Here is a 20,941-nt window from a genome sequence, read left to right on the forward strand (position 1 = left end):
TGGATGTGGTTCCCTCCTCGCGGCGCGAGGCCACTCCATCCTGGGTCGAGCACGATCGTGGCCGGAAGCGTCGCCGCGTGGGCGGGCGCGTGGGGCAGCGCGCCCAGCGCCCAGGGCTTCAGGGGGTGGGGAAGAGGCGGGCGTGCAGGACGGCCGGGTCGGTCACCTCGGGTAGGCCACGGGCGGCGAGCCAGGCTGCGGCGGCGGCCCCGTCTCCGGCGGTGCGCAGTGGCGCGTCCGGCCAGTGTCGCGCGATCTCGGACCGGACGGCGACGGCGAGCGGGGTGTCCGAGGTGAGCAGCCCGCCGCCGAGCACGATCGGCGTCACCGCCCCGGCGGGGCGGATGCGGCTCACGCTCTCGGTGAGGTGCCCGGCGGCTTCGGTGATCAGCGCGGTGGCGACCGGGTCGCCGTGGGTGGCGGCGTCGACGACCAGCGGCGCGAGCCGGGCCAGTTCGATGGGGGGTCGACGGGTCACCGTCTGGATGGTGGCGTCGACGGTGTCCCGGGGGCGGGTGGCGATGTCGGCGCTGCCCAGAATCTCGGTGAGCACGGTAGTGGTCAGCGCGCCCAGCCCACGGCCGGCGTCGAGGTCGGCGAGCAGCCGACGTACGGCTTCCCGACCGAGCCAGAAGCCCGAGCCGGCGTCGCCGAGGAGCCAGCCGTGGCCGTCGGCGATCCGGCCGAGCCGCAGTTCGTGGACCTGGGCGGTGATCGCGCCGGTGCCGGCGATGAGGATGGTTCCGTCGGTGGCGGCGGTGCCGGAGGCGTACGCGACCAGGGCGTCGCCGTGCACCTCGTACGGGCAGCGCAGTCCGGCGTCGTGCCAGGCGCTGTCGAAGGCGGCCCGCCCGGCGGGGTCGGCGAGCAGCCGGCCGGCTCCGGCGAGCCCGATGGTGCCCGCGGCCGCCCGCGTGGGGTCGACGTCGGCGAGCGCCTCCCGGAGCGCGGTCAGCAGTTCGGCGGCGGCGCGCTCAGCGCCGTGACTGGTGGGGTTGCCGCCGCCGGCGCGGCCGGTGCCGACGCGGTGCCCGGTGAGGGTGAGGACGGTCGCTCGGGTGGACGTACCGCCGATATCGAGACCCACCACGACGCTGTCGGACATCGGCACGGGTCTCCTTGGGCGAAGCGGCGATCTGGCTTGTTCATGCTGGTCGGCGGGGTCGTGCGGGGCAAGTTGTGGGGGCCGTTGAGGGCAGTGCGCCAGGTAACAGTTTGAAAACTTCGCCCACAGTCTTGACACAGAGGGTCGTTCAGTAAGAACTTTTACCACTAACAGTTAACAGTCTTTTCGGAAAGCTGAGGCGTCTCATGGTTGATCACGAGGTGGACACCGCCGCGGGGACCGCGGTGGTCGACGCCGACGTGATCGAGCGACGGAGCTCGGCCTCCGACGGGGTGTTGGCCCGGGTTCGCAACGGGCTCGGCGAGCTGACCGGCGCCCTGCGCCGGGTCGCCGAGCACGTGCTCAGCGACCCGGAGGCCGCCGCCCGCTCGACCATCGTCGAGCTTGCCGAGCGCAGTGGCACGTCACCCGCGACCATCACCCGCTTCTGCCGGGCGATGGGCTTCGAGGGGTACGCCGACCTGCGACTGGGCATCGCCTCCGAGACCGGCCGGGCCCGCTCGGCGGGTTGGACCGTCGACATCGGACGGGAGATCCAACCGAGTGACCCGCTCGCCCGGGTGCTCGACCAGATCATGGCCGCCGACACCCGGGCCATGCACGACACCGCCACCCTGCTCGACCTCACCGAGGTTGAGCGGGCCGCGGTGGCGATCGCCGGCGCCAGCAGGGTGAACATCTTCGGTGCCAGCGGCAGCGCCCTGGTCGGTGAGGAGATGCAGTTCAGCCTGCACCGCATCGGTGTGGCGGCGTGGGCGTGGAACGACGTGCACGAGGGGCTGGCCAGCGCCGCGTTGCTGCGATCGGGGGACGTGGCGCTCGGCATCTCGCACACCGGGCAGACCCGGGAGACGATCGAGATGCTCGCCGAGGCGGGCAGCCGGGGCGCCACCACTCTCGCGCTCACCGGCTTCCCCCGCTCCCCGTTGGCCGAGCTGGCCGACATCGTGCTGCTCACGGCCAGCCAGGCGACCACCTTCCGGCCGGACGCGCTCTCCGCCCGGCACCCCCAACTGGTGGTGCTCGACCTGCTCTACATCGCCGTCGCCCAGCGCACGCACGACCGCGCGCACGCGGCCTTCCGGCGGACAGCGCAGGCCGTCGACGGGCACAAGGCAGCGAAGGGAGTCCACTCATGATCAGCGCCCAGGGGTACGCGGACGCCGTCCGCCCGGTGCTCGACCGGCTGCTCGACTCGGAGGCCGACGGGATCACCCGGGCCGCCGACCTGATCGCCGACAGCCTGCGCGACGGCGGCGTGCTCCAGGCGTTCGGCGCCGGGCACTCCGAGGCGTTCGCCGCCGAGCTGGTCGCCCGGGCCGGCGGGTTGGTCCCCACCAACCGGCTCTCGGTACGGGACCTGGTGATGCACGGTGACGCCCCGCGTGACGTGCTCGCCGACCCCAAGCTGGAACGTGATCCGTCCATCGCCCACCAGATCTACGCGCTCGCGGCGCCCCAGCCGCGCGACGTGTTCGTGGTGGCGTCCCAATCCGGCATCAACGGCTCGGTGGTCGAGCTGGCGGCGCTGGTCACCGAGCGCGGTCACCCGTTGATCGCGGTCACCTCGGTCGAGCACACCGCGCGGGTCGCCCCACGGCACCCGTCCGGGCACCGGCTCGCCGACCTCGCCGACGTCGTGCTGGACAACGGCGCGCCGTACGGCGATGCACTGCTGCCGCTCGAGGGCGGCGGCGCGGTCTGTGCGGTCTCCTCGGTCACCACGGCGCTGCTGGCGCAGTTGCTGACCGCGGAGGTCGTACGACGGTTCCACCAGGCCGGGGAGGTACCCCCTATCTACCTCTCCGCCAACGTCCCCGGCGGGGACGAGCACAACCTCGCCCTCGAGTCGCGGTACGCCGGACGTCTCCGGCGTACCGCATGACCCGAATTCCACAAGGAGAGACGACGATGTCGATTACCCCCGAACACCCGGCCGCACTCGACCGTCGCACGGTGCTGCGTCGCGCCGCCGCCGTGGGCATGCTCGCCACTCCGGCCATCGGCCTGCTCGGCGCCTGCGCCACCAGCGGCAGCGACGGTGACAACGAGCAGGTCGCCGGCGGCACCAAGAGCGAGAAGAACCCGCTGGGCGTCAAGGAGGACGCCGCGATCGAGGTGGTCATCTTCAACGGTGGCTACGGCGAGAAGTACGCCACCGACGTGCACGAGCCGCTGTACAAGAAGGCGTTCCCCAAGGCCGAGGTCAAGCACCAGGCCACCCAGGCCGTCTCCACTGTGCTCCAGCCGCGGTTCGCCTCCGGTAACCCGCCGGAGTTCGTGAACAACTCGGGCGAGAAGCTGATGGACTTCGGCGCGCTCGTGGCCGACGGTCAGCTCCAGGACCTCACCGAGCTGTGGGACGCGCCGTCGGTCGACGACCCGACGAAGAAGGTCCGCGACACGGTGGTGCCGGGGACCATCGAGGCCGGTTCGTTCAACGGCAAGCCGTTCGTCCTGTACTACGTCTCCACCGTCTTCGGCATCTGGTACTCGGGCAAGCTGTTCAAGGACAACGGCTGGGCGCCGGCGAAGAACTGGGACGAGTTCATCGCCCTGCTCACGAACATCAAGGCCAAGGGCATCACCCCGTACGGCTACGCCGGGGCGAACGCCGCCTACTACCAGTGGAACGTGATCCTCACCCACGCCGCCAAGATCGGCGGCACGGACGTGCTGAAGAACATCGACAACCTGGAGGACGGCGCCTGGAAGCAGGACGCCGTCAAGCAGGCTGCCGCGGCGTGGGCCGAGGTCGGCGCGAAGTTCAGCGACAAGAGCTTCGAGGGTCTCAAGCACACCGACGTGCAGCTGCGGCAGAACCAGTACAAGGTGGCCATGTACCCCAGCGGTGACTGGCTGGAGGGCGAGCAGAAGAAGGACACGCCGGCCGGCTTCGACTACCAGCTCATGCCGGTGCCGAGCCTGTCCGCCTCGGACAAGCTGCCGGCCACCGCGCTGCGCGCCACCGCCGGTGAGGGCTACTTTGTCTCGGCGAAGAGCAAGAACCCCAAGGGCGGGCTGGAGTACATGCGTCAGATGCTCTCGACGGCGGGCGCGAAGGGCTTCACCGAGGTGGTCAAGGCCCCGACCGTGGTCACCGCCGGCTCAGAGGGCTTCGCCTTCCCGCCCGGTGTGGCCAGCTCCCAGGCCGCGCTCAAGGCGGCCGGCCAGGACGTGTTCAACCTGTACTTCGACGGTTGGTACAAGGAGCTCGACACGGAGGCGCGTACCGCCACCAACGAGCTGATGTTCGGCCGGATCAACGCGGACGCCTTCGTGGAGCGGATCCAGAAGCGCGCCGACGCCATCAAGAAGGACAGCTCCGTCACCAAGTTCAAGCGCTGATCGATCGGAGCTAGGGTCATGCGGCACGGCAAGTATCCATTCGTGATCGGGTTCCTGTTCGCCCCGGTCGCGCTGTACGTGACATTCGTGATCTGGCCGTACGCGCAGGCGTTCCAGATCTCGATGACCAACTGGCGGGGGCTGTCGGCCCCGCAGTGGGTGGGCTTCGACAACTACCGGAGGTTGCTCGACGACGGGGCCTTCTGGAAAGCGGTCCAGCACCACGGCGTACTGCTGCTTGCCCTGCCGCTGATCACCATTGCCATCGCCCTGTTCTTCGCCTTCCTGCTCAACGTGGGCGGCAAGAGCAGCGGTGGTCAACGCCAGGGGGTCTGGGGGGCGAAGTTCTACCGGGTGGTGTTCTTCTTCCCCCAGGTCCTGGCGGTGGCCATCATCGCCGTGTTGTTCCAGATGGTGTACCGGCCGAACGAGTCCGGCCTGATCAACGGCGTGTTGATGAAGTTCGGCATCGAGCCGATCCTCTTCCTGGTCAAGCCGAACCTGGCCCTCTGGTCGATCATCGCGGTGCTGGTCTGGCAGGCGGTCGGCTTCTACGTGGTGCTCTTCTCGGCCGGGATGGCCTCCATCCCCGGTGAGATCTACGAGGCCGCCGAGATGGACGGGGCGACGAAGGTGACCCTGTTCTTCCGGGTCACCCTGCCGCTGCTGTGGGACACCCTCCAGGTGGCCTGGGTGTACCTCGGGATCGCGGCGTTCGACGCGTTCGCCATCGTGGCGGTGCTCTCGGTGGACGGTGGCGGCCCGGACGGCGCCACCACGGTGCTCGCCATGGAGATCTACCGCAACGCGTTCGTCTACTCGAAGTACGGCTACGCCTCGGCGATGGGCGTGGCGCTGTTCTTCCTCACCCTCACGTTCGCGGCGCTGACGCTGCGGCTCACCAAGCGGGAAAGCGTGGAGTACTGATGAATCCGCAGTCGACGCTGCCGCCGACGCCGGCGGCGCTGCCGCCGAAGACCGGTGACCCGTCCGCCCCCGACGGGTCGGGGAGCAAGGGCCCCCGCTCGGAGGTCAAGCTGTTCGCCGGCCTGGGGCACGTCGCGCTCGCCGTGTGGGCGGTGATCGTGATCGTGCCGATCCTCTGGACCTTCCTCGCCGCGTTCAAGAACACCAGCGAGATCTTCAGCAGCCCGTGGACGCTGCCAGCCGAGCTGCGCTGGGAGAACTTCGGGCGGGCCTGGACCAAGGCGCACGTCGGGCGGTACTTCCTCAACAGCGTGATCGTGGTGTCGTGCAGCACGTTCCTCACCATGCTGCTCGGCTCGATGGCCGCGTACGTGCTGGCCCGCTACAAGTTCTGGGGCAACCGGGCGGTCTACTTCCTCTTCGTCTCGGGGTTGGCCTTCCCGGTCTTCCTGGCGCTGGTGCCGCTCTTCTTCGTGGTGAAGAACCTCGGTCTGCTGGACACCCACACCGGCGTGGTGCTGGTCTACACCGCGTACTCGTTGCCGTTCACCGTGTTCTTCCTGGCCGCGTTCTTCAAGACGCTGCCGTCGTCGGTGGCCGAGGCGGGGATGATCGACGGCTGCGGGCACAGTCGGCTGTTCTTCCAGGTGATGATGCCGATGGCGAAGCCGGGTCTGATCAGCGTCGCGATCTTCAACATCATCGGCCAGTGGGCGCAGTACCAGCTCCCGCTGGTGCTGCTCTCCAACGCCAAGGACAAATGGGTGCTCACCCAGGGCATCGCGGACATCTCCGTCAACGCCGGCTACGAGGCGGACTGGTCCGGGCTGTTCGCCGCGCTGACCATCGCCATCCTCCCGATGATCCTCGTGTACGCGGTGTTCCAGCGTCAGATCCAGGCGGGCCTCACCTCCGGAGCGGTGAAGTAGGGCGTCTCACCGCTCGTCGACGCGGGTGTGCCAGGAGCGCCACAGGGCCGCGTACGCCCCGCCGGCCGCCACCAGCTCGTCGTGGCTGCCGACCTCGGTGATCCGACCGTCGGCGAGCACGGCGACCCGGTCGGCGTCGTGGGCGGTGTTGAGCCGGTGCGCGATAGCGATGACGGTCCGCCCGACCAGTACGGCGGCGAGCGCGCGTTCGGTCCGGCGGGCGGTGGACGGGTCGAGCGCGGCGGTCGCCTCGTCCAGGATCAGCGTGTGCGGGTCGGCGAGCACCAACCGGGCCAGCGCGACCTGTTGGGCCTCGGCCGCACCGAGTTGACGGGCCCCGTCACCGAGCTGGGTGTCCAGGTCGTCGGGTAACTCGGCGAACCAATCGGCGCCCACTGTGAGCAGCGCGGCGCGCATCTGGTCGTCGGAGGCGTCGGGCGCGGCGAAGGAGAGGTTGTCGCGTACCGAGCCGATGAAGACGTGGTGCTCCTGGGTGACCAGGGCGATCCGGCGGCGTCGCTCGGCCGGGTCGAGGTCGGTGACCGGGCAGCCGCCGATGCTGACGACGCCCTGGCGTGGCGCGTCGATCCCGGCCAGCAGCCGAGCCAGGGTGGACTTGCCGGCGCCGGACGGGCCGACGACGGCCAGCCGCTCACCGGGCTGCACCTCCAGGTCGATGCCGTGCAGCACGTCCGGCCCGTCGGAGTAGGAGAACCGCGCGCCACTGACGACGAGCCGCTCGCCTCGCGACGAGGCGGTCGTGCCGGGTGCTTCGGGCGGGACCATGCCGACGCCGAGCAGCCGCGCGTACGACGCGAAGCCGCGTTGCGCCTGCTCGGTCCACTGCAACAGCCGGTCCAACGGGTCGATCGCCTGTTGCAGGTAGAGCGCGGCGGCGACCACCGCGCCGAGCGACACCATGTCGCGGGAGAGCAGGTAGCCCCCGACGAGCAGGACCATGGCGACCGGCAGCGGATAGCTGGCCTCGACGACCGAGAAGAACACGGTACGCAGCGCGAGGGTCGCCCGACGGGCCCGCCACACCAGCGTGACGCGGGTGGTGCCGTGCCGGATCCGGTCGTCGGCCAGCCGCAGCGCCTCCACGGTGCGCGCGCCCTCGGCGGTGGTGGTCAGCGTCTCGGTCAGCTCGGCCGCCGCCGCGCCCTCGGTGAGATAGGCGGAGCTGGCTCGGCGCAGGTACCAGCGGGTCACCGCCACGATCGACGGGAGCCCGGCCAGCGCCGCCAGCCCGAGCAGCGGGTGCAGCAGGAAGACGGCGCCGAACAGCAACGTCAACTGCACCCCGGCGATGACGATGGTGGGCACCACGTCCCGGACGGTGGTGCCGACAGTCGACACGTCGACCGAGCTGCGGGTGGCCAGGTCCCCGGAGCCGGCACGCTCGACGACCGAGACGGGCAACCCGAGGGTCCGGGAGACGAACTCCTCGCGCAGCTCGGCGACGGCCCGTTCGCCGAAGCGGTGGCCGGCGTACTGGGCGTACCGGGAGAGCAGGGCGCTGACCAGGACGCAGCCGGCGATGGCCAGTGCCAGTCGGTCCACAGTGGCCACGCTCGCGCCCGCCGTGACCCGGTCGACGATGGTGCCCAGCAGCCACGGCGGGGCGAGCCCGGCGACCGCGGCGGCGCTGTGCAGCGCCAGCACGACCCCGACGGCGCGTCGATGCCGGCTGATCATGTCCCGCAGGGCCCGGCGTACGGTGCCCCGGTCGGCGACGGGCAGCCGGCTCACCGGTACGCCTCCTCGCTGCCGCGGGCAACCAGGTGCCGGTACGCCGGGTCGTCGTCGAGCAGGTCGGCGTGGCTGCCGGTGGCGGTGATCCGGCCGGCGCTCAGGAGCGCGACCACGTCGGCCCGGCCGAGCAGCAGCGGCGACGTGGCGATCACCACTGTGGTCCGCCCGGCCCGCGCTGCCCGCAGCCGCTCGGCGATCCGCGCCTCGGTGTGCGCGTCCACCGCCGACGTCGGGTCGACGAGGATCAGCACCTCCGGTTCGCTGCTCAGCGCCCGGGCCAGGCGCAGCCGTTGGCGCTGACCGCCGGAGAGCGTCCGGGCTCTGGCGTCGATCGGGGTGTCCAGCCCGGCGGGCAGGGCGTCGACGACGTCCTGCGCCGAGGCGGTCCGCAGGGCCGCGCCGATGCGTTCGTCGTCGCCGTCGGCCCCGGCGCGCAGGATGTCGCGCAGCGTGCCGGCGAAGAGGTAGGAGTCGTGGTCGGCGACGAGGATCCGCGCGCGGACCTCGTCCAGGGCGACCTCGCACAGCGGCACGCCGCCCCAGGTGACGTCGCTGGCGACGTATCGGCCGAGCCGGTCGGCCAACGCCACGGCCGCCGCCGGGTCGTCTGCCGCCACAGCGGTCAGCTGGCCGGCGCGCACTGTCAGGCCGGTCACCGGGTCGTGCAGGTCGACCGGGTCTTCCGGCCCGGCCGGGTCGTCCGGCCGGCGTGTCTCGGGCACGGCGCCCGGCCACCGGCGGCCCGGGCCACCGACGTCGTCCGGTGTCACGTTGAGCAGATCGGTGATCCGTCGGGCGGCGACCCGACCGCGGATGAGCTGGTAACTGCCCTCCAGCAGAAACCAGACCGGCACGATCAGGGTCGCCACGTAGCCGTAGACGGCGACCAACTCGCCGATCGTGACGTCACCGGTCACCGCCATCCGGGCGGTCAGCCACACCACCGCCGCCAGGAACAACCCTGGGATGGCGACCGTCGCCGCGTCGATCCAGCTGTTGACGGCGCCGACCCGGTAGCCCTCGGCGCGTAGCTCCTGGGAACGGGCCGCGTACCGCCGGGCGAACAGGTCCCGGCCGCCCACCCCGGCGAGCACCCGCAGCCCGGCCACGATGTCACCGGATCGGGCGGTGAGCGCGCCCTGTTGCCGCCGGTAGACCGATTCGACCTGCTCCAGGCGGCGCAGCAGCGGCCCCACGATCAGACCGACGACAGGCACCCCCACCAGCACGCAGAGCGCGAGCATCGGGGAGATCGACCAGAGCACCACGGCGATCACCCCGTACGCGATGACCGCGCCGACGCCCGGCCCGGTCAGCGTCAGCACCTGCGCCGTCCAGTCGATGTCGGAGCCGCCGATGGTGGACACCTCGCCCGCCCCGACCCGACGGGGTAGGACCGCGCCGATGCGGGACAGGTGACGCAGCAGAACCTCCGCCGAGCGGGCCTTGGCGTCCTCCCGGAGGAAGGTCATCGTGCGGTGCCGCATGATGCCGAGGTAGGACAGGGCCACGCCGGCGACGACGATGGCCGCGACCCAGAGCGCCAGGGCCTGGGTGTCGCGTGCGCGCAGCCCGTCGTCGACGGCGCGGGCGATCAGGTAGGGCCGCACCGAGAGCCCGATCATCCAGGCCGTGCCGATCAGGCTGCCGCGCAGCACCCGCCAGGGTTGGCAGCGGACCAGCCACCAGAGGTAGCGCATCGGACCGCGGGCGTCGGGGGTGCCAGGATCGGGATGCGGGATCTGCGGAGGCACCCGGTCACGCTACCGAGCGGCCCTGACACCCCACCGGCCCGATCATGGTGAGGTGCGCCTCCGTTTCTGTCGGACGGGAGAGGCAGAATCACGTTCGTGCTGGTGGCGGTGGTGTCCGACGAGCGGGGTGGGGGAGTGCTGTGCCCGCTGGACGCCACCGGCCGGCCGACCGGCCGGCCCGAGGTCGTCACCGATCTGGTCGCCGCGGTCGCTTCCCGCGAGGCCGCCGAGCACCCGCGCTGGGTCTGGTCGACCGCCACGGCGATCTACCCGACGCTGCTGCGCGCGGGCGTCCGGGTCGATCGGTGTCACGACGTGGAGTTGACCGAGGCGTTGCTGCTCGGGCACGTCGGCCGTTGGGGTGAGCCCCGCTCGCTGGCCGCCGCCTGGGCCCGGCTGACCGGCGCGGCGGTGCCGCCCGACCCGCCGCCGCGCGCCGCCGCGCCGCCCGGGCACGGGCAGGGGGCGCTCTTCGACACACTGCCCGGTCCGTCGGGCCCGGGCATCGAGGCACTGACCCAGGTGTACGCCGACCAGCTCACCCGCGTCGCCGCGACCGAGCACCCCGGCCGGTTCCGGTTGCTGGTGGCCGCCGAGTCGGCCGGCGCGCTGATCGCGGCGGAGATGGGCGCCGCCGGGCTGCCCTGGCGTGCCGACGTGCACAACGAGATCCTGCACGAGCTGCTCGGCGAGGCGTCCCCGGTCGGTGGCCCGCCACGCCGACTCGCCGAGCTGGCCGCCCGGATCGCCGACGCGCTCGGCGTACGCGGCCTGCACACCGACTCCCCGGCGGAGCTGCTGAAGGCGTTCGCCCGGGTCGGGGTGGAGCTGCCCAACACCCGGGCCTGGGTGCTGCGCGGGGTGGACCATCCGGCGGTGCCGCTGGTGCTGGAATACAAGGAGCTCTACCGGATCTGGACGGCGCACGGCTGGTCCTGGCTCGATCAGTGGGCGCGGGGCGGCCGGTTCCAACCGGAGTACGTGCCGGCCGGTGTCGTCTCCGGCCGGTGGGCCACCCGGGGTGGTGGAGCGTTGCAGATCCCCAAGGTGATCCGGCGGGCGGTGGTGGCCGATCCGGGCTGGCGGTTGGTGGTCGCCGATGCCGGCCAGTTGGAGCCCCGGGTGCTGGCCGCGGTCTCCGGCGACGCGCGGTTGGCGGCGGCGGGTGGTGCCGGTGACCTCTACGCGGCCCTGGCCCGGGACTCGTTCGGCGGCGACCGGGCCAAGGCCAAGGTGGCGTTGCTCGGCGCGATGTACGGGCAGACCGGCGGGGCCGCGGTGCCCGCGTTGGCGGTGCTCAAGCGCAGCTACCCGACGGCGTTCGGTTACGTGGAGGCGGCGGCGCGTACCGGTGAGAACGGCGGGCTGGTGCGGTCGTGGCTGGGGCGGACGTGTCCGCCCGGCTCGGCCGGGTTCGGTGATCTCGACGACGAGCCCTCCGATCCGGAGGGGGCGGGTGACCCGCACAGTCCCCGGGCGCGTGCCGCCCGGTCCCGGGGGCGCTTCACCCGCAACTTCGTCATCCAGGCCACGGCGGCGGAGTGGGCCTCCACGTTGCTGGCCACGCTGCGCACGGAGCTGTCCGGCACCGACGCCGAGCTGGTCTTCTTCCAGCACGACGAGGTGGTCGTGCACGCGCCCGCCGATCAGGCCGATGCGGTCGCCGAGGCTGTCAATCGGTCGGGCGAGCGCGCCTCCGCGTTGCTCTTCGGTGCGACGCCGGTCCGCTTCCCACTGGACCTGTCCATCGTCGACTGCTACGCCGACGCGGCCTGACCTGCGCAGTGTCCGTGGCGGCGGATGCCGGTCGTGTAACGGTTGTGCTATTTCTCCTTTTCGCCCCGCCACCCCCGGCTGGCCGTCCTCGTTGCAGTGTCCGTAGGAGGGGACGGAACGGTCACGGTCCGTCCCGTGCTGGAGGGGGCGCAGCTGAACCGGATCGCAGGAATGATCATCGCCGCAGGCGGGGGACGACGGATCGGTGGTCCCGAGGCGCTGCTGCACCAGGGTGACAAGCCCCTGGTGAATCAGATGATCGACACGATGACCGAGGCGGGCTGCGAGCAGATCGTGGTCGTCCTGGGCGCTGCCGCCGAGCAGGTCCAGGAAACCGCCGACCTGGGCAAGGCGACCGTTGTGATCAACAAGGCGTGGGGCACCGGAGTCGGCTCGTCCATCCGGGCCGGCCTGGCCGCCATGGACGACGAGGGGATCGAGGCGGTGGTGGTGGTCCCTGTCGACATGCCGGGCCTGACCGCCGAGGCGGTCAGCCGGGTGGCCGCGCTGCCGTACCCGGACGTGCTGGTCTGCGCCACCTACGACGGGTTGCGCGGCTACCCGATGCTGTTCGGCCGCCGGCACTGGCCCGGCATCGCCACCCTGGCCAGCGCCGACGTGGGCGCCCGGCCGTACCTGTTGGCGCACAAGGACCAGATCGTCGACATCGCCTGCGACTCGGTGGCCGACGGCAGCCGGGTCGACACTCCGGAGCTGATGGAGATGTACGGGCTCACCGTCCCGCCGCAGCGCGTCGGGGTCTGAGGACGCGTCCTGCCGGGCTCCCCGAAGTGCGTGATGTCTGTGAGTCATCACGATGACTCACAGACATCACGCTCCTCAGTTAGTCCTGTGCCTGGTCCAGCTCACCGGTGGCGGCGAGGCGCTGGTACCAGTGGGCGCTGTCCTTCCAGGTGCGGACCTGGGTGTCGTAGTCGACCCGGATGATGCCGAAGCGACGGTCGTAGCCGTAGCCCCACTCGAAGTTGTCCAGCAACGACCAGACGAAGTAGCCGCGCACATCCGCGCCCTGCGCGCGGGCGTCGGCCATCGCGCCGATGTGTCGCCGCAGGTAGTCGATCCGCCGCTCGTCGTGGATGCGGCCGTCGGCCGACACCACATCGTCGAACGCCGCGCCGTTCTCGGTGATCATCATGGGCTGGTGGGGGTATTCACGCTGGAGGCGCAGCAGCAGCTCGGTCAGCGCCGGCGGGTCGATGTTCCACCCCATCGCCGTGTACGGGCCGGGCTGCGGCAGGAAGTCGACGTTCGCCGCGGCGACCCACGGCGTCCAGGTCGACGCGCCGTGCCCGTCGGCGTCCGAGCGGGCCGACACCCCGTCCCAGGCCCGGACCAGGGTGCTGGAGTAGTAGTTGACCCCGAGCACGTCCAGCGGCACCGCGATCAGCTTCTCGTCGCCCTCGCGGACGAACGACCAGTCGGTGACGGAGGCGGTGTCGGCCAGCAGGTCGGCCGGGTACTCCCCGTCCAGCATCGGGCCGAGGAACGCCCGGTTGGCCAGGGCGTCGATCCGCCGGACCGCGTCCTGGTCGGCGGCCGAGTCGGACGCGCCCCGGATGACGTGCAGGTTCAGCGTCACCGACAGCTCCGCGGACGGGGCCAGCTCCCGGACCACCCGACCGGCCAGGCCGTGCGCGAGGTTGAGGTGGTGCACCGCGGCCAGCGCCGCCGCCGGTTCGGTCCGACCCGGCGCGTGCACGCCGGAGGCGTAGCCCAGGTACGCGGAGCACCACGGCTCGTTGAGCGTCGTCCAGGTGTGCACCCGGTCGCCCAGCGCGCCGACGATGCCCGCCGCGTACTCCTGGAAGCGCAACGCGGTCTCCCGCGCCGCCCACCCGCCGGCGTCCTCCAACTCCTGCGGCAGGTCCCAGTGGTACATGGTGGCCACCGGGCGGACGCCCCGCTCCAGCAGCCCGTCCACCAGCCGCGAGTAGAAGTCGATGCCGGCCTGGTTGAACCGGCCCGAGCCGCCCGGCTGCACCCGGGGCCAGGAGATGGAGAACCGGTACGCGCCGAGCCCCAGGTCGGCGATGTGCCCGAGGTCGTCGGCCCACCGGTGGTAGTGGTCGGCGGCCACGTCACCGGTGTCACCGTTGAGGGTCCGACCCGGTGTGTGGCTGTAGGTGTCCCAGATGGACGGCCCGCGCCCGTCCTCGGTCGCCGCGCCCTCGATCTGGTACGCGGCGGTAGCCGAGCCCCAGACGAAGCTCTCCGGGAAGTGGTGTTGCGTCATCGTTCCGTCCCCTGGATCTCGCAGATGTAACCCGTCGAGGTGCCGGCTACCAGCTCGGCGCTGGCCGTCCCACCCTCGTAGCGCACGTCGAACTCGGCGCCCGGCCCGTTGCCGGGTGACGGTACCCGTACTCGGGTCCGCTGCCCCTCGGTCGGTGCGTACACCCGCAGCCGCACATCGTCGGCCCACTCGTAGTCCGGTCGGTCGGTGCGCGAGCCGAACGGGATGACAGCGCCCGGTCGGGCCAGCACCGGCAGGCTGTCGAAGCCGTGCTTCTCGGTCAACCAGGCCGGGCCGGTGACCTGCGCGCCGGTGACCAGGTGCGTCCAGGTGCCGGCGGGAACGTAGTACGTGACGTCGCCGTCGGCGCTGAGCACCGGGGCGACCAGCACGTCCGGGCCGAGCATGTACTGCCGGTCCAGGTGCGCCGTCGCCGGGTCGTCCGGGAACTCCAGGAACATCGGCCGCATCACCGGAGTCCCGTCGCGGTGTGCGTCCTGGGCGGCGGCCGCCAGGTACGGCATCAGGCCGAGCTTGAGGTGGGTGAAGTGCCGCAGCACGTCCACCGCCTCCTCGTCGTAGGCCCACGGCACCCGGTACGAGCCGGACCCGTGCAGCCGGGAGTGCGAGGAGAGCAGCCCGAAGGCGACCCACCGCTTGAACACCGCCGGGTCGGGAGTGCCCTCGAAGCCGCCGATGTCGTGGCTCCAGTAGCCGAAGCCGGACGCCGCCAGGGACAACCCGCCGCGCAGCGACTCGGCCATCGCGACGAACGTCGACTCGCAGTCGCCGCCCCAGTGCACCGGGAACTGCTGCCCGCCGGCAGTGGCCGAGCGGGCGAACAGCACCGCCTCGCCCTCGCCGCGCTCGGTCTCCAGCAGCTCGAAGACCGCCTTGTTGTAGAGGTACGAGTAGTAGTTGTGCATCCGCTGCGGGTCCGAGCCGTCGTGCCACACCACGTCGGTAGGGATGCGCTCGCCGAAGTCGGTCTTGAAGCAGTCGACGCCCATGTCCAGCAGGGCCTTGAGCTTGCCGGTGAACCAGCGGACCGCGTCCGGGTTGGTGAAGTCGACAAGCGCCATGCCGGCCTGCCACTTGTCCCACTGCCAGACCGAACCGTCCGGGTTGCGCACCAGGTAACCAGCCTCGCGGCCCTCCTCGAAGAGGTACGAGCGCTGCGCGATGTACGGGTTGATCCAGACGCACACCTTCAGGTCGCGCTCGCGCAGCCGGCGCAGCATCCCCTCCGGGTCGGGGAAGGTCGCCGGGTCCCAGATGAAGTCGACCCAGTGGAACTGACGCATCCAGAAACAGTCGAAGTGGAACACCGACAGCGGCAGCCCGCGCTCGGCCATCCCGTCGACGAACTCGGTCACCGTCTTCTCGTCGTACGAGGTGGTGAACGAGGTGGACAACCACAGGCCGTACGACCAGGCGGGAATTCGGGCCGGACGGCCGGTGAGGGCGGTGTACCGGCGCAGCACGTCCTTCGGTTGGGGCCCGTCGACGACGTAGTAGGTGAGCGACTGGCCCTCGACGCTGAACTGGGTCTGCGTGACGACCTCGGAGCCGACCTCGAACGACACGTGCTCCGGGTGGTCCACGAAGACCCCGTAGCCGGCGCTGCTCAGGTAGAACGGCACGTTCTTGTACGCCTGCTCGCTGGCGGTGCCGCCATCGGCGTTCCAGATGTCGACTGTCTGCCCGTTCTTGACGAACGGGCCGAAACGCTCGCCCAACCCGTACACCGTCTCACCGACACCGAGGGCGAGCCGTTCGTGTACGTGCCGGCGGCCCTCGGCGTCGGTGACGACGCCGATGCTGCGGGCGGTGGACGCGGTGAGCAGCCGGTCGCCGTGCAGGAAGTCGACCCGCCACCCGTCGATGAGCGCGACCCGCGCGGTCAGCTCGCCGGTGGTCAGGGTCGCGCTGAGCCCGGTGACGTCGACGGTGACCGGGTGCGTCTCGTCGGTGCTCAGCCCGAAGTGCGGCTCGCGGGGCAGCCCTCCGGTGTGGTGGGCGACGGTCACCCCGATGACGCCGGGGGCGGGGGAGAAGAACCGGACGGTGACCAGGGGGCGGTTGAGGGTGTCGCCGCGGCCGGTGATCTGACCGGTCGGTGCGAAGACGGTGAAGCCGCGCTCGTCCGGCTCGACCGACTCCACGGTGCCGGGCCGCAGGACGCTGACGCCGGGGCGCAGCTGCCAGTACCCGTCGGTGAACTTCACTTCTCGGCTCCTGCCGTGATGCCGCGCGCCAGAGTGCGCTGGAAGATGAGGAAGAAGAGGATGGCCGGCACCAGGCTGATCAGCGCGCCGGCGTTTGTGGTCGGAGCGTCCATCAGCCGGTCGCCCTGCAACGACGCGAGCGCAACCGGAATGGTCTGCGTCTGGTTGTCGATCAGCATGACCAGCGGGATGAGGAACTCGTTCCACGTCCAGATGAAGAAGAAGATGAGCAGCACCGCGAGGGTGGGTCGCAGGTTGGGGAAGACCACCCGCCACAGCACCGTCCACTTGCCGGCGCCGTCCAGCGCGGCGGCCTCCAGCAGCGAACGCGGGAACGTGCCCATCACCGAGGCGAGCAGGTACGTGCCGAACGCGCTCTGGATCACGGTGAAGATGATGATCACCGAGAGCTGGGTGTTGTAGAGGCCGACCTGCTTCGCCGCGTAGTACAGCGGGTAGATCAGCGCCTCCTGCGGCAGCATGTTGGCCAGCAGGAACAGACCGACGATCCACAGCCGGCCCCGGACCCGGCCGATACCCAGCGCGTACGCGTTGAGCAGTGACACGGCGACGCCGAACACTGCCACCGAGCCGGCGATGATCGCCGAGTTCCAGAACTTCAGCGGGAAGTTCACTTCGGTCCAGTACGTGCGCAGGCCCTTCGTGTAGAACTCCGTCGGCCAGCTCAGCGGGCCGCCCGAGGAGTAGTCGCCGGGCGACTTGAACGCGTTGAGCAGCATGAACGCGAACGGCACCAGCATGACGAGCGCGCCGAGGGTGACCAGGGCGAGCACCACCCAGCGGCTGACGCCGCGGTGGTGTCGATCGCGTACGGGCCGGGCCGGCCGCACCGGCGCGGTGCTCGGTGTGAGCGTGACGGCCATGTCAGAACCCCCGGTCCCGGCGCTCGCTGCGGGCCTGCATCCAGATGAAGATCCCGGCCACCACCACGATGATCAGTGTCAGCACCATGGAGATCGCGGAGCCGTAGCCGACCTGCAGCTTCTTGAAGAACGTGTAGTAGGCGAAGTACGAGGGCACGTTCGTGGCATTGTCCGGGCCACCCCGGGTCAGGGCGAAGATCGGCCCGAACACCTTCAACGCGGCGATCGTGCAGGTCAGGGCCACCACGAAGGTCTCCGGCCGGATCTGCGGAAGGGTGATCGCCCGGAACCGGTGCAGCCAGTTCGCGCCGTCGACCTCGGCTGCCTCGTACAGCTCGGGGTCGACCCGCTGCAACGCCGCCATGAAGACGACCACCGGGTAGCCGATCTGCACCCAGATCATCACCGCCATCACGGCCGGCAGGGCGGTGCCCGGGTCGCCGAGCCAGTCGTGGCGTAACGCGCCGAGACCGACCGCGTCGAGGAGGCTGTTGAACGCGCCGTCGGGGCGCAGGATCCAACCCCAGACGATGCCGGCGACCACCACGGGCAGCACCTGCGGGAGGTAGAACGCGGCCCGCAGCGCGGCGGCGGTGCGGGGCTTGAACCGGCGGCCGATGACGTCGAAGAGCACAGCGGCGAGCAGCAGCCCGAGCACTGTGGGCACCACCACCATCGCGACGAGCATCCAGACGGTGTTGCGGAACGACGCCCAGAACACGTCGTCCTGCAGCAACTGCTGGTAGTTGTCCAGGCCGACCCACCGGGGGTCGCCGATGCCGGACCACTTGGTCAGCGACAGGTAGAGGGTGCCGACCAGCGGCGCGCCGATGACCAGGAGGAAGAGCACAGCTCCGGGGAGCAGGTAGAGCCAGTACGCCGCGTTGCGGCCGCGGCGTCTGCGGCTGGGCGCGGGCGGGGTGGGGGTCGCGGCCGGCGGTGTGGCGGCGACCGTCTCGGAGACTGCCATGGAAGATCCTTCCCGGCGGGGCGGGCGGGCGCGCCGGTGGTGCCGGTCGCGCCCGCCGCTCGCCGTGTCACTTGCCGGTGATCTCCTTGACGCCATCGGCGTACGGCTTGGCGATCGTGTCGAGAACCTGGTCGGGCGACTTCGAGCCGTTGATCAGGCCCTGGAAGCCGGAGACCAGCACGTCGTAGTAGCCGGGGACCGGCCAGTCCGGGTAGAAGGCGAGCCCGTCGGCCTTGCTGACCGTGTTGAAGTCCTCGATCAGCTTGCGGTCCTTCGGGTCGCTGATCTTCGACGCGTCAGCGGCGACCGGAACGCCACCGTTGTTGCCGATCAGGTCCTGGATCTCCGGACGCAGGGTGATGTCGATGAAGTCGTACGCCAGGCTCTTGGCCTTGCTGTTCTCCGGGACCACCCAGAGGTTGCCGGAGGAGCCGGCCTGCAGGGTGTTGCCGGGGAAGAGGAAGGTGTCCCAGTTGGCCTTCATCTCGGTCTTGAACCGGCCGTACCACCAGCTACCCGAGACGATCATCGGAACCTTGCCGCCGATGAAGGCGGTGCCCATGTCCTCGGCCTTGAGGCTGGCCGAGTTCTTCGCGACGTAGCCCTTCTGCACCCACTGGGCGAAGGTGTCCGCGCCGTACTTGAGCGGGTCGGCCTTGAAGTCGACAGGGTTCTTGTAGAGCTGGTAGTTGTCGACGAACTGCCGGTCGCCCTTGGAGAGGGCGAGCTGGTAGAAGAGCTGCCCGGCCGGGTACTCGGCGCCGGCCATGCCCAGCGGGGTGACGCCCTTGCCGACGAAGGTGTCCATCGCGGCGGTCATCTCGGCCATGCTGGTCGGGACCTTGACGCCGTTGCTCTGGAACAGGTCCTTGTTGTAGTAGACAGTGACGTACTCGCCGTAGTTCGGCACACCGAACCACTTGCCGGAGCCCATCACGCCCTTGTCGCTGTACCGGGCGGTGGTCTGCAGGCTGGAGCTGAGCTTGCCGGCCCAGCCGCGCTTGTCGGCCTCGCTGCTCAGGTCGGCCAGCAGGCCCTGGGAGGAGAGCAGCCCGGCGGTCGCGTTGCCCTTGTTGTACTCCATGATGTCCGGGCCCTCGGACGAGTTGATGATCATGCCCGCGTTCTGCTGGATCTGCTCGAACGCCTTGCGCTCGAAGCGCACCTCGACGCCCGGGTGCTCGGACTTGAAGATCTCGATCGCCCGGTCCCAGCCGATGCCCATGGCGCTGTTCTCGCTCTCGTAGTGCCAGAGCTTGAGAACCTTGGCGTCGCTGTTGTCCCCGTTGTCACCACTGCCGCAGGCGGCCACGGTGGTCGTCGCAGTCGCCGCCAGGGCGATCGCGGCGACGAGCCGGCGGAATCGCTGCATTAGCATCCTCCTCGTTGAGTACTAGCCGGTACTTCACGGGGCCCGTCGTCGCGTTGCAGCGCGGCGGCGGGCCATTTACTGATCGGCCCCCATTGGCTGGCGGCTTCGGGGCGCGGCGGTCGACCCCCGGATCTCCAACGCGCACGGCAGCAGTTGCTGGTGACGAAGGTCTGCGGGGCCGTCCAGGTGGCGCGTCAGCGCCTCGATCGCGATCCGGCCGAGCGCCGAACCGGGCGACGTCATGGCGGTCAGCGCCGGGGTGGCCAACTCGGCGACCTGCGGCGAGGTGACCATCGAGACGACGGAGACGTCGTCGGGCACTGACAACCCTCGGCCGGTCAGCTCGCCGAGGATGCCGAAGATCGCCGTCTCGTTCATGGCCAGCACCGCGGTCAGCTCCGGGGCCTGTGCGAACGCGGCGGCCAGGGCGGCCCGCCCGCCGGCGGCGCTGTCCTCGGCCGCGATCATCACCGGCTCCAGGCCGTGCCCGGTCATCGCCGCGGTGAAGGCGTCCCGGGTACGCAACGCGGGCCCGTAACCGCTGGCCAGCGTGGCGGCCGAGTGGTTGACGTAGACGATGCGCCGGTGCCCGAGGTCGACCAGATGCGCGACGGCCTCCCGGACGGTCTGGTCGAAGTCGATGTCGACGTAGGAGAGCGTGCTGGTGTCGCCGGTACGGCCGATCAGCACCAGCGGCACCCCCGTCTCCTGGAGCACTGTGACCCGCTTGTCGGCCAACTGGACCTCCATCAGCACGACGCCGTCGAGCATCCGCTGACTGGCCAGCCGACGCAGGTCGTCGAGGTCGCCCCCGCCGACCGGCGAGAGCACCAGGTGATAGCCGGCGACGCTGGCCGCCGCGGCGGCACCGGTGACGAAGGCGGTTTCGGTGGCGCCGAGGCCGCGCTCGTCCATCGGCATCAGCAGGCCGAGGATCCGGCTGCGACGACTGGCCAGCCCACGGGCCATCGCGTTGGGCTGGTAGTCGAGCTGCGCCATCGCGGCGAGCACCTTGTTGCGGGTGGCCTGCGAGATCGGCCGGGTGCCGGTGAGCACGTACGAGACGGTGCTGACCGAGACCTGTGCGAGGCGGGCGACGTCGTGCATGGTGGCCACCGCGCACCTCCTCCGGCCTGGGGTGGGACCGCTCCCGAACGTCGTCGAAGCGTTTCGACGAAGCGGTTCGACAGGACGCTAGGCCACCTGTTACGGCGACGTCAATAGCCGATGTCGAAAACAATTCAGCGGGCGCGTGCGGCGCTCATCCAGCCGCGCCGCGCCGCGGTGCGCTGCGGTGCGCTGCGGTGCGCCGCGCTGCGGTGCGGTGCGCCGCGGTGCGCCGCGCTGCGGTGCGCCGCGCCGCGGTGCGCCGCGCCGCGCTGCGCCCGGTTCGGTCGGTCGGTGATGGTCGCGGCCAAGATCCGCGCAACATCGGGGATGTTGCGGCCTCCCAGCCGCCGCAGGCAGCTACATCCGGGAAGTTGCGCGGATCTTGGCCGCCGATCAAGGGGTGCGACGGCAAGATCGTGCTCGATCCTGGATGTAGTTCCCTCGGATCGTCGCGGAGGCCACTACATCAAGGATCGAGCACGATCTTGGGCGCAGGGCGCAGGGCGCA

The 20,941-nt window shown here is 70.7% G+C and carries 17 protein-coding genes; 7 read left to right on the top strand and 10 right to left on the bottom strand.

The window, feature by feature from the left end; all coding sequences use genetic code 11:
* Positions 1 to 118: 118 nt before the first annotated feature.
* Positions 119 to 1,105, bottom strand: coding sequence for an N-acetylglucosamine kinase (locus NIE111_RS26730; protein WP_238687075.1), 987 nt, complete (start codon positions 1,103 to 1,105; stop codon positions 119 to 121).
* 206 nt (positions 1,106 to 1,311) lie between these two features.
* Between NIE111_RS26730 and NIE111_RS26735 the strand changes: the two genes are divergently transcribed.
* From NIE111_RS26735 to NIE111_RS26755, 5 genes are read left to right on the top strand one after another with little or no spacing between them, the layout of a single operon-like run.
* A complete protein-coding gene (locus NIE111_RS26735) occupies positions 1,312 to 2,265 on the top strand; it encodes a MurR/RpiR family transcriptional regulator (protein WP_238687076.1) in 954 nt (317 codons plus the stop codon).
* A complete protein-coding gene (locus tag NIE111_RS26740; RefSeq protein WP_091403970.1) occupies positions 2,262 to 3,011 on the top strand; it encodes a sugar isomerase domain-containing protein in 750 nt (249 codons plus the stop codon). Before NIE111_RS26735 ends, NIE111_RS26740 begins: the two co-directional genes overlap by 4 nt.
* 26 nt (positions 3,012 to 3,037) lie before the next feature.
* Complete coding sequence (ngcE, locus tag NIE111_RS26745; protein ID WP_238687077.1) at positions 3,038 to 4,474, top strand: N-acetylglucosamine/diacetylchitobiose ABC transporter substrate-binding protein; 1,437 nt, start codon at positions 3,038 to 3,040, stop codon at positions 4,472 to 4,474.
* A gap of 18 nt (positions 4,475 to 4,492) precedes the next feature.
* Positions 4,493 to 5,401: a carbohydrate ABC transporter permease gene (locus NIE111_RS26750; RefSeq protein WP_091403976.1), complete on the top strand. Its 909-nt coding sequence runs from the start codon at positions 4,493 to 4,495 to the stop codon at positions 5,399 to 5,401.
* Positions 5,401 to 6,330 carry a carbohydrate ABC transporter permease gene (locus NIE111_RS26755; protein WP_238687078.1) on the top strand — a complete coding sequence of 310 codons (930 nt, stop codon included), beginning with the start codon at positions 5,401 to 5,403 and terminating at the stop codon, positions 6,328 to 6,330. Before NIE111_RS26750 ends, NIE111_RS26755 begins: the two co-directional genes overlap by 1 nt.
* A 6-nt stretch (positions 6,331 to 6,336) precedes the next feature.
* Here the strand turns inward: NIE111_RS26755 and NIE111_RS26760 are convergent, their stop codons facing one another.
* Both NIE111_RS26760 and NIE111_RS26765 read right to left on the bottom strand, forming a co-directional pair.
* The gene (locus tag NIE111_RS26760) at positions 6,337 to 8,028 is read right to left on the bottom strand and encodes an ABC transporter ATP-binding protein (RefSeq protein ID WP_238687084.1); all 1,692 of its coding nucleotides are present in this window, start codon (positions 8,026 to 8,028) and stop codon (positions 6,337 to 6,339) included.
* Positions 8,029 to 8,078: 50 nt separating this feature from the next.
* A complete protein-coding gene (locus NIE111_RS26765) occupies positions 8,079 to 9,785 on the bottom strand; it encodes an ABC transporter ATP-binding protein (protein WP_238687085.1) in 1,707 nt (568 codons plus the stop codon).
* Between the two features lie 120 nt (positions 9,786 to 9,905).
* Between NIE111_RS26765 and NIE111_RS26770 the strand changes: the two genes are divergently transcribed.
* Together NIE111_RS26770 and NIE111_RS26775 are read left to right on the top strand one after the other, a co-directional pair.
* On the top strand, positions 9,906 to 11,615 hold the full coding sequence (locus NIE111_RS26770; RefSeq protein ID WP_238687086.1) for a bifunctional 3'-5' exonuclease/DNA polymerase: 1,710 nt from the start codon (positions 9,906 to 9,908) through the stop codon (positions 11,613 to 11,615).
* A gap of 171 nt (positions 11,616 to 11,786) precedes the next feature.
* Positions 11,787 to 12,380 carry a nucleotidyltransferase family protein gene (locus NIE111_RS26775; protein ID WP_238687087.1) on the top strand — a complete coding sequence of 198 codons (594 nt, stop codon included), beginning with the start codon at positions 11,787 to 11,789 and terminating at the stop codon, positions 12,378 to 12,380.
* 79 nt (positions 12,381 to 12,459) lie between these two features.
* On the opposite strand, the gene NIE111_RS26780 is transcribed toward NIE111_RS26775, so the two are convergent.
* The 7 genes from NIE111_RS26780 to NIE111_RS26810 form a co-directional block, all read right to left on the bottom strand.
* On the bottom strand, positions 12,460 to 13,869 hold the full coding sequence (locus NIE111_RS26780) for a GH1 family beta-glucosidase (RefSeq protein WP_238687079.1): 1,410 nt from the start codon (positions 13,867 to 13,869) through the stop codon (positions 12,460 to 12,462).
* Positions 13,866 to 16,097: an alpha-xylosidase gene (gene yicI / locus NIE111_RS26785; protein ID WP_238687080.1), complete on the bottom strand. Its 2,232-nt coding sequence runs from the start codon at positions 16,095 to 16,097 to the stop codon at positions 13,866 to 13,868. The genes NIE111_RS26780 and yicI overlap by 4 nt, the downstream gene beginning before the upstream one ends.
* Positions 16,094 to 16,981, bottom strand: a complete 888-nt coding sequence (locus tag NIE111_RS26790) for a carbohydrate ABC transporter permease (RefSeq protein ID WP_238687081.1) — start codon at positions 16,979 to 16,981, stop codon at positions 16,094 to 16,096. The genes yicI and NIE111_RS26790 overlap by 4 nt, the downstream gene beginning before the upstream one ends.
* A gap of 1 nt (position 16,982) precedes the next feature.
* Positions 16,983 to 17,951, bottom strand: a complete 969-nt coding sequence (locus NIE111_RS26795; RefSeq protein ID WP_112583000.1) for a carbohydrate ABC transporter permease — start codon at positions 17,949 to 17,951, stop codon at positions 16,983 to 16,985.
* 67 nt (positions 17,952 to 18,018) lie between these two features.
* Complete coding sequence (locus NIE111_RS26800; protein WP_238687082.1) at positions 18,019 to 19,323, bottom strand: ABC transporter substrate-binding protein; 1,305 nt, start codon at positions 19,321 to 19,323, stop codon at positions 18,019 to 18,021.
* A gap of 75 nt (positions 19,324 to 19,398) precedes the next feature.
* Positions 19,399 to 20,430, bottom strand: coding sequence for a LacI family DNA-binding transcriptional regulator (locus NIE111_RS26805; RefSeq protein WP_238687088.1), 1,032 nt, complete (start codon positions 20,428 to 20,430; stop codon positions 19,399 to 19,401).
* A gap of 134 nt (positions 20,431 to 20,564) precedes the next feature.
* Positions 20,565 to 20,741: a hypothetical protein gene (locus NIE111_RS26810; protein WP_238687083.1), complete on the bottom strand. Its 177-nt coding sequence runs from the start codon at positions 20,739 to 20,741 to the stop codon at positions 20,565 to 20,567.
* Positions 20,742 to 20,941: the final 200 nt, after the last annotated feature.

This window comes from Micromonospora hortensis (genome assembly GCF_022230935.1).
Classification (GTDB): Bacteria; Actinomycetota; Actinomycetes; order Mycobacteriales; family Micromonosporaceae; genus Micromonospora; species Micromonospora hortensis.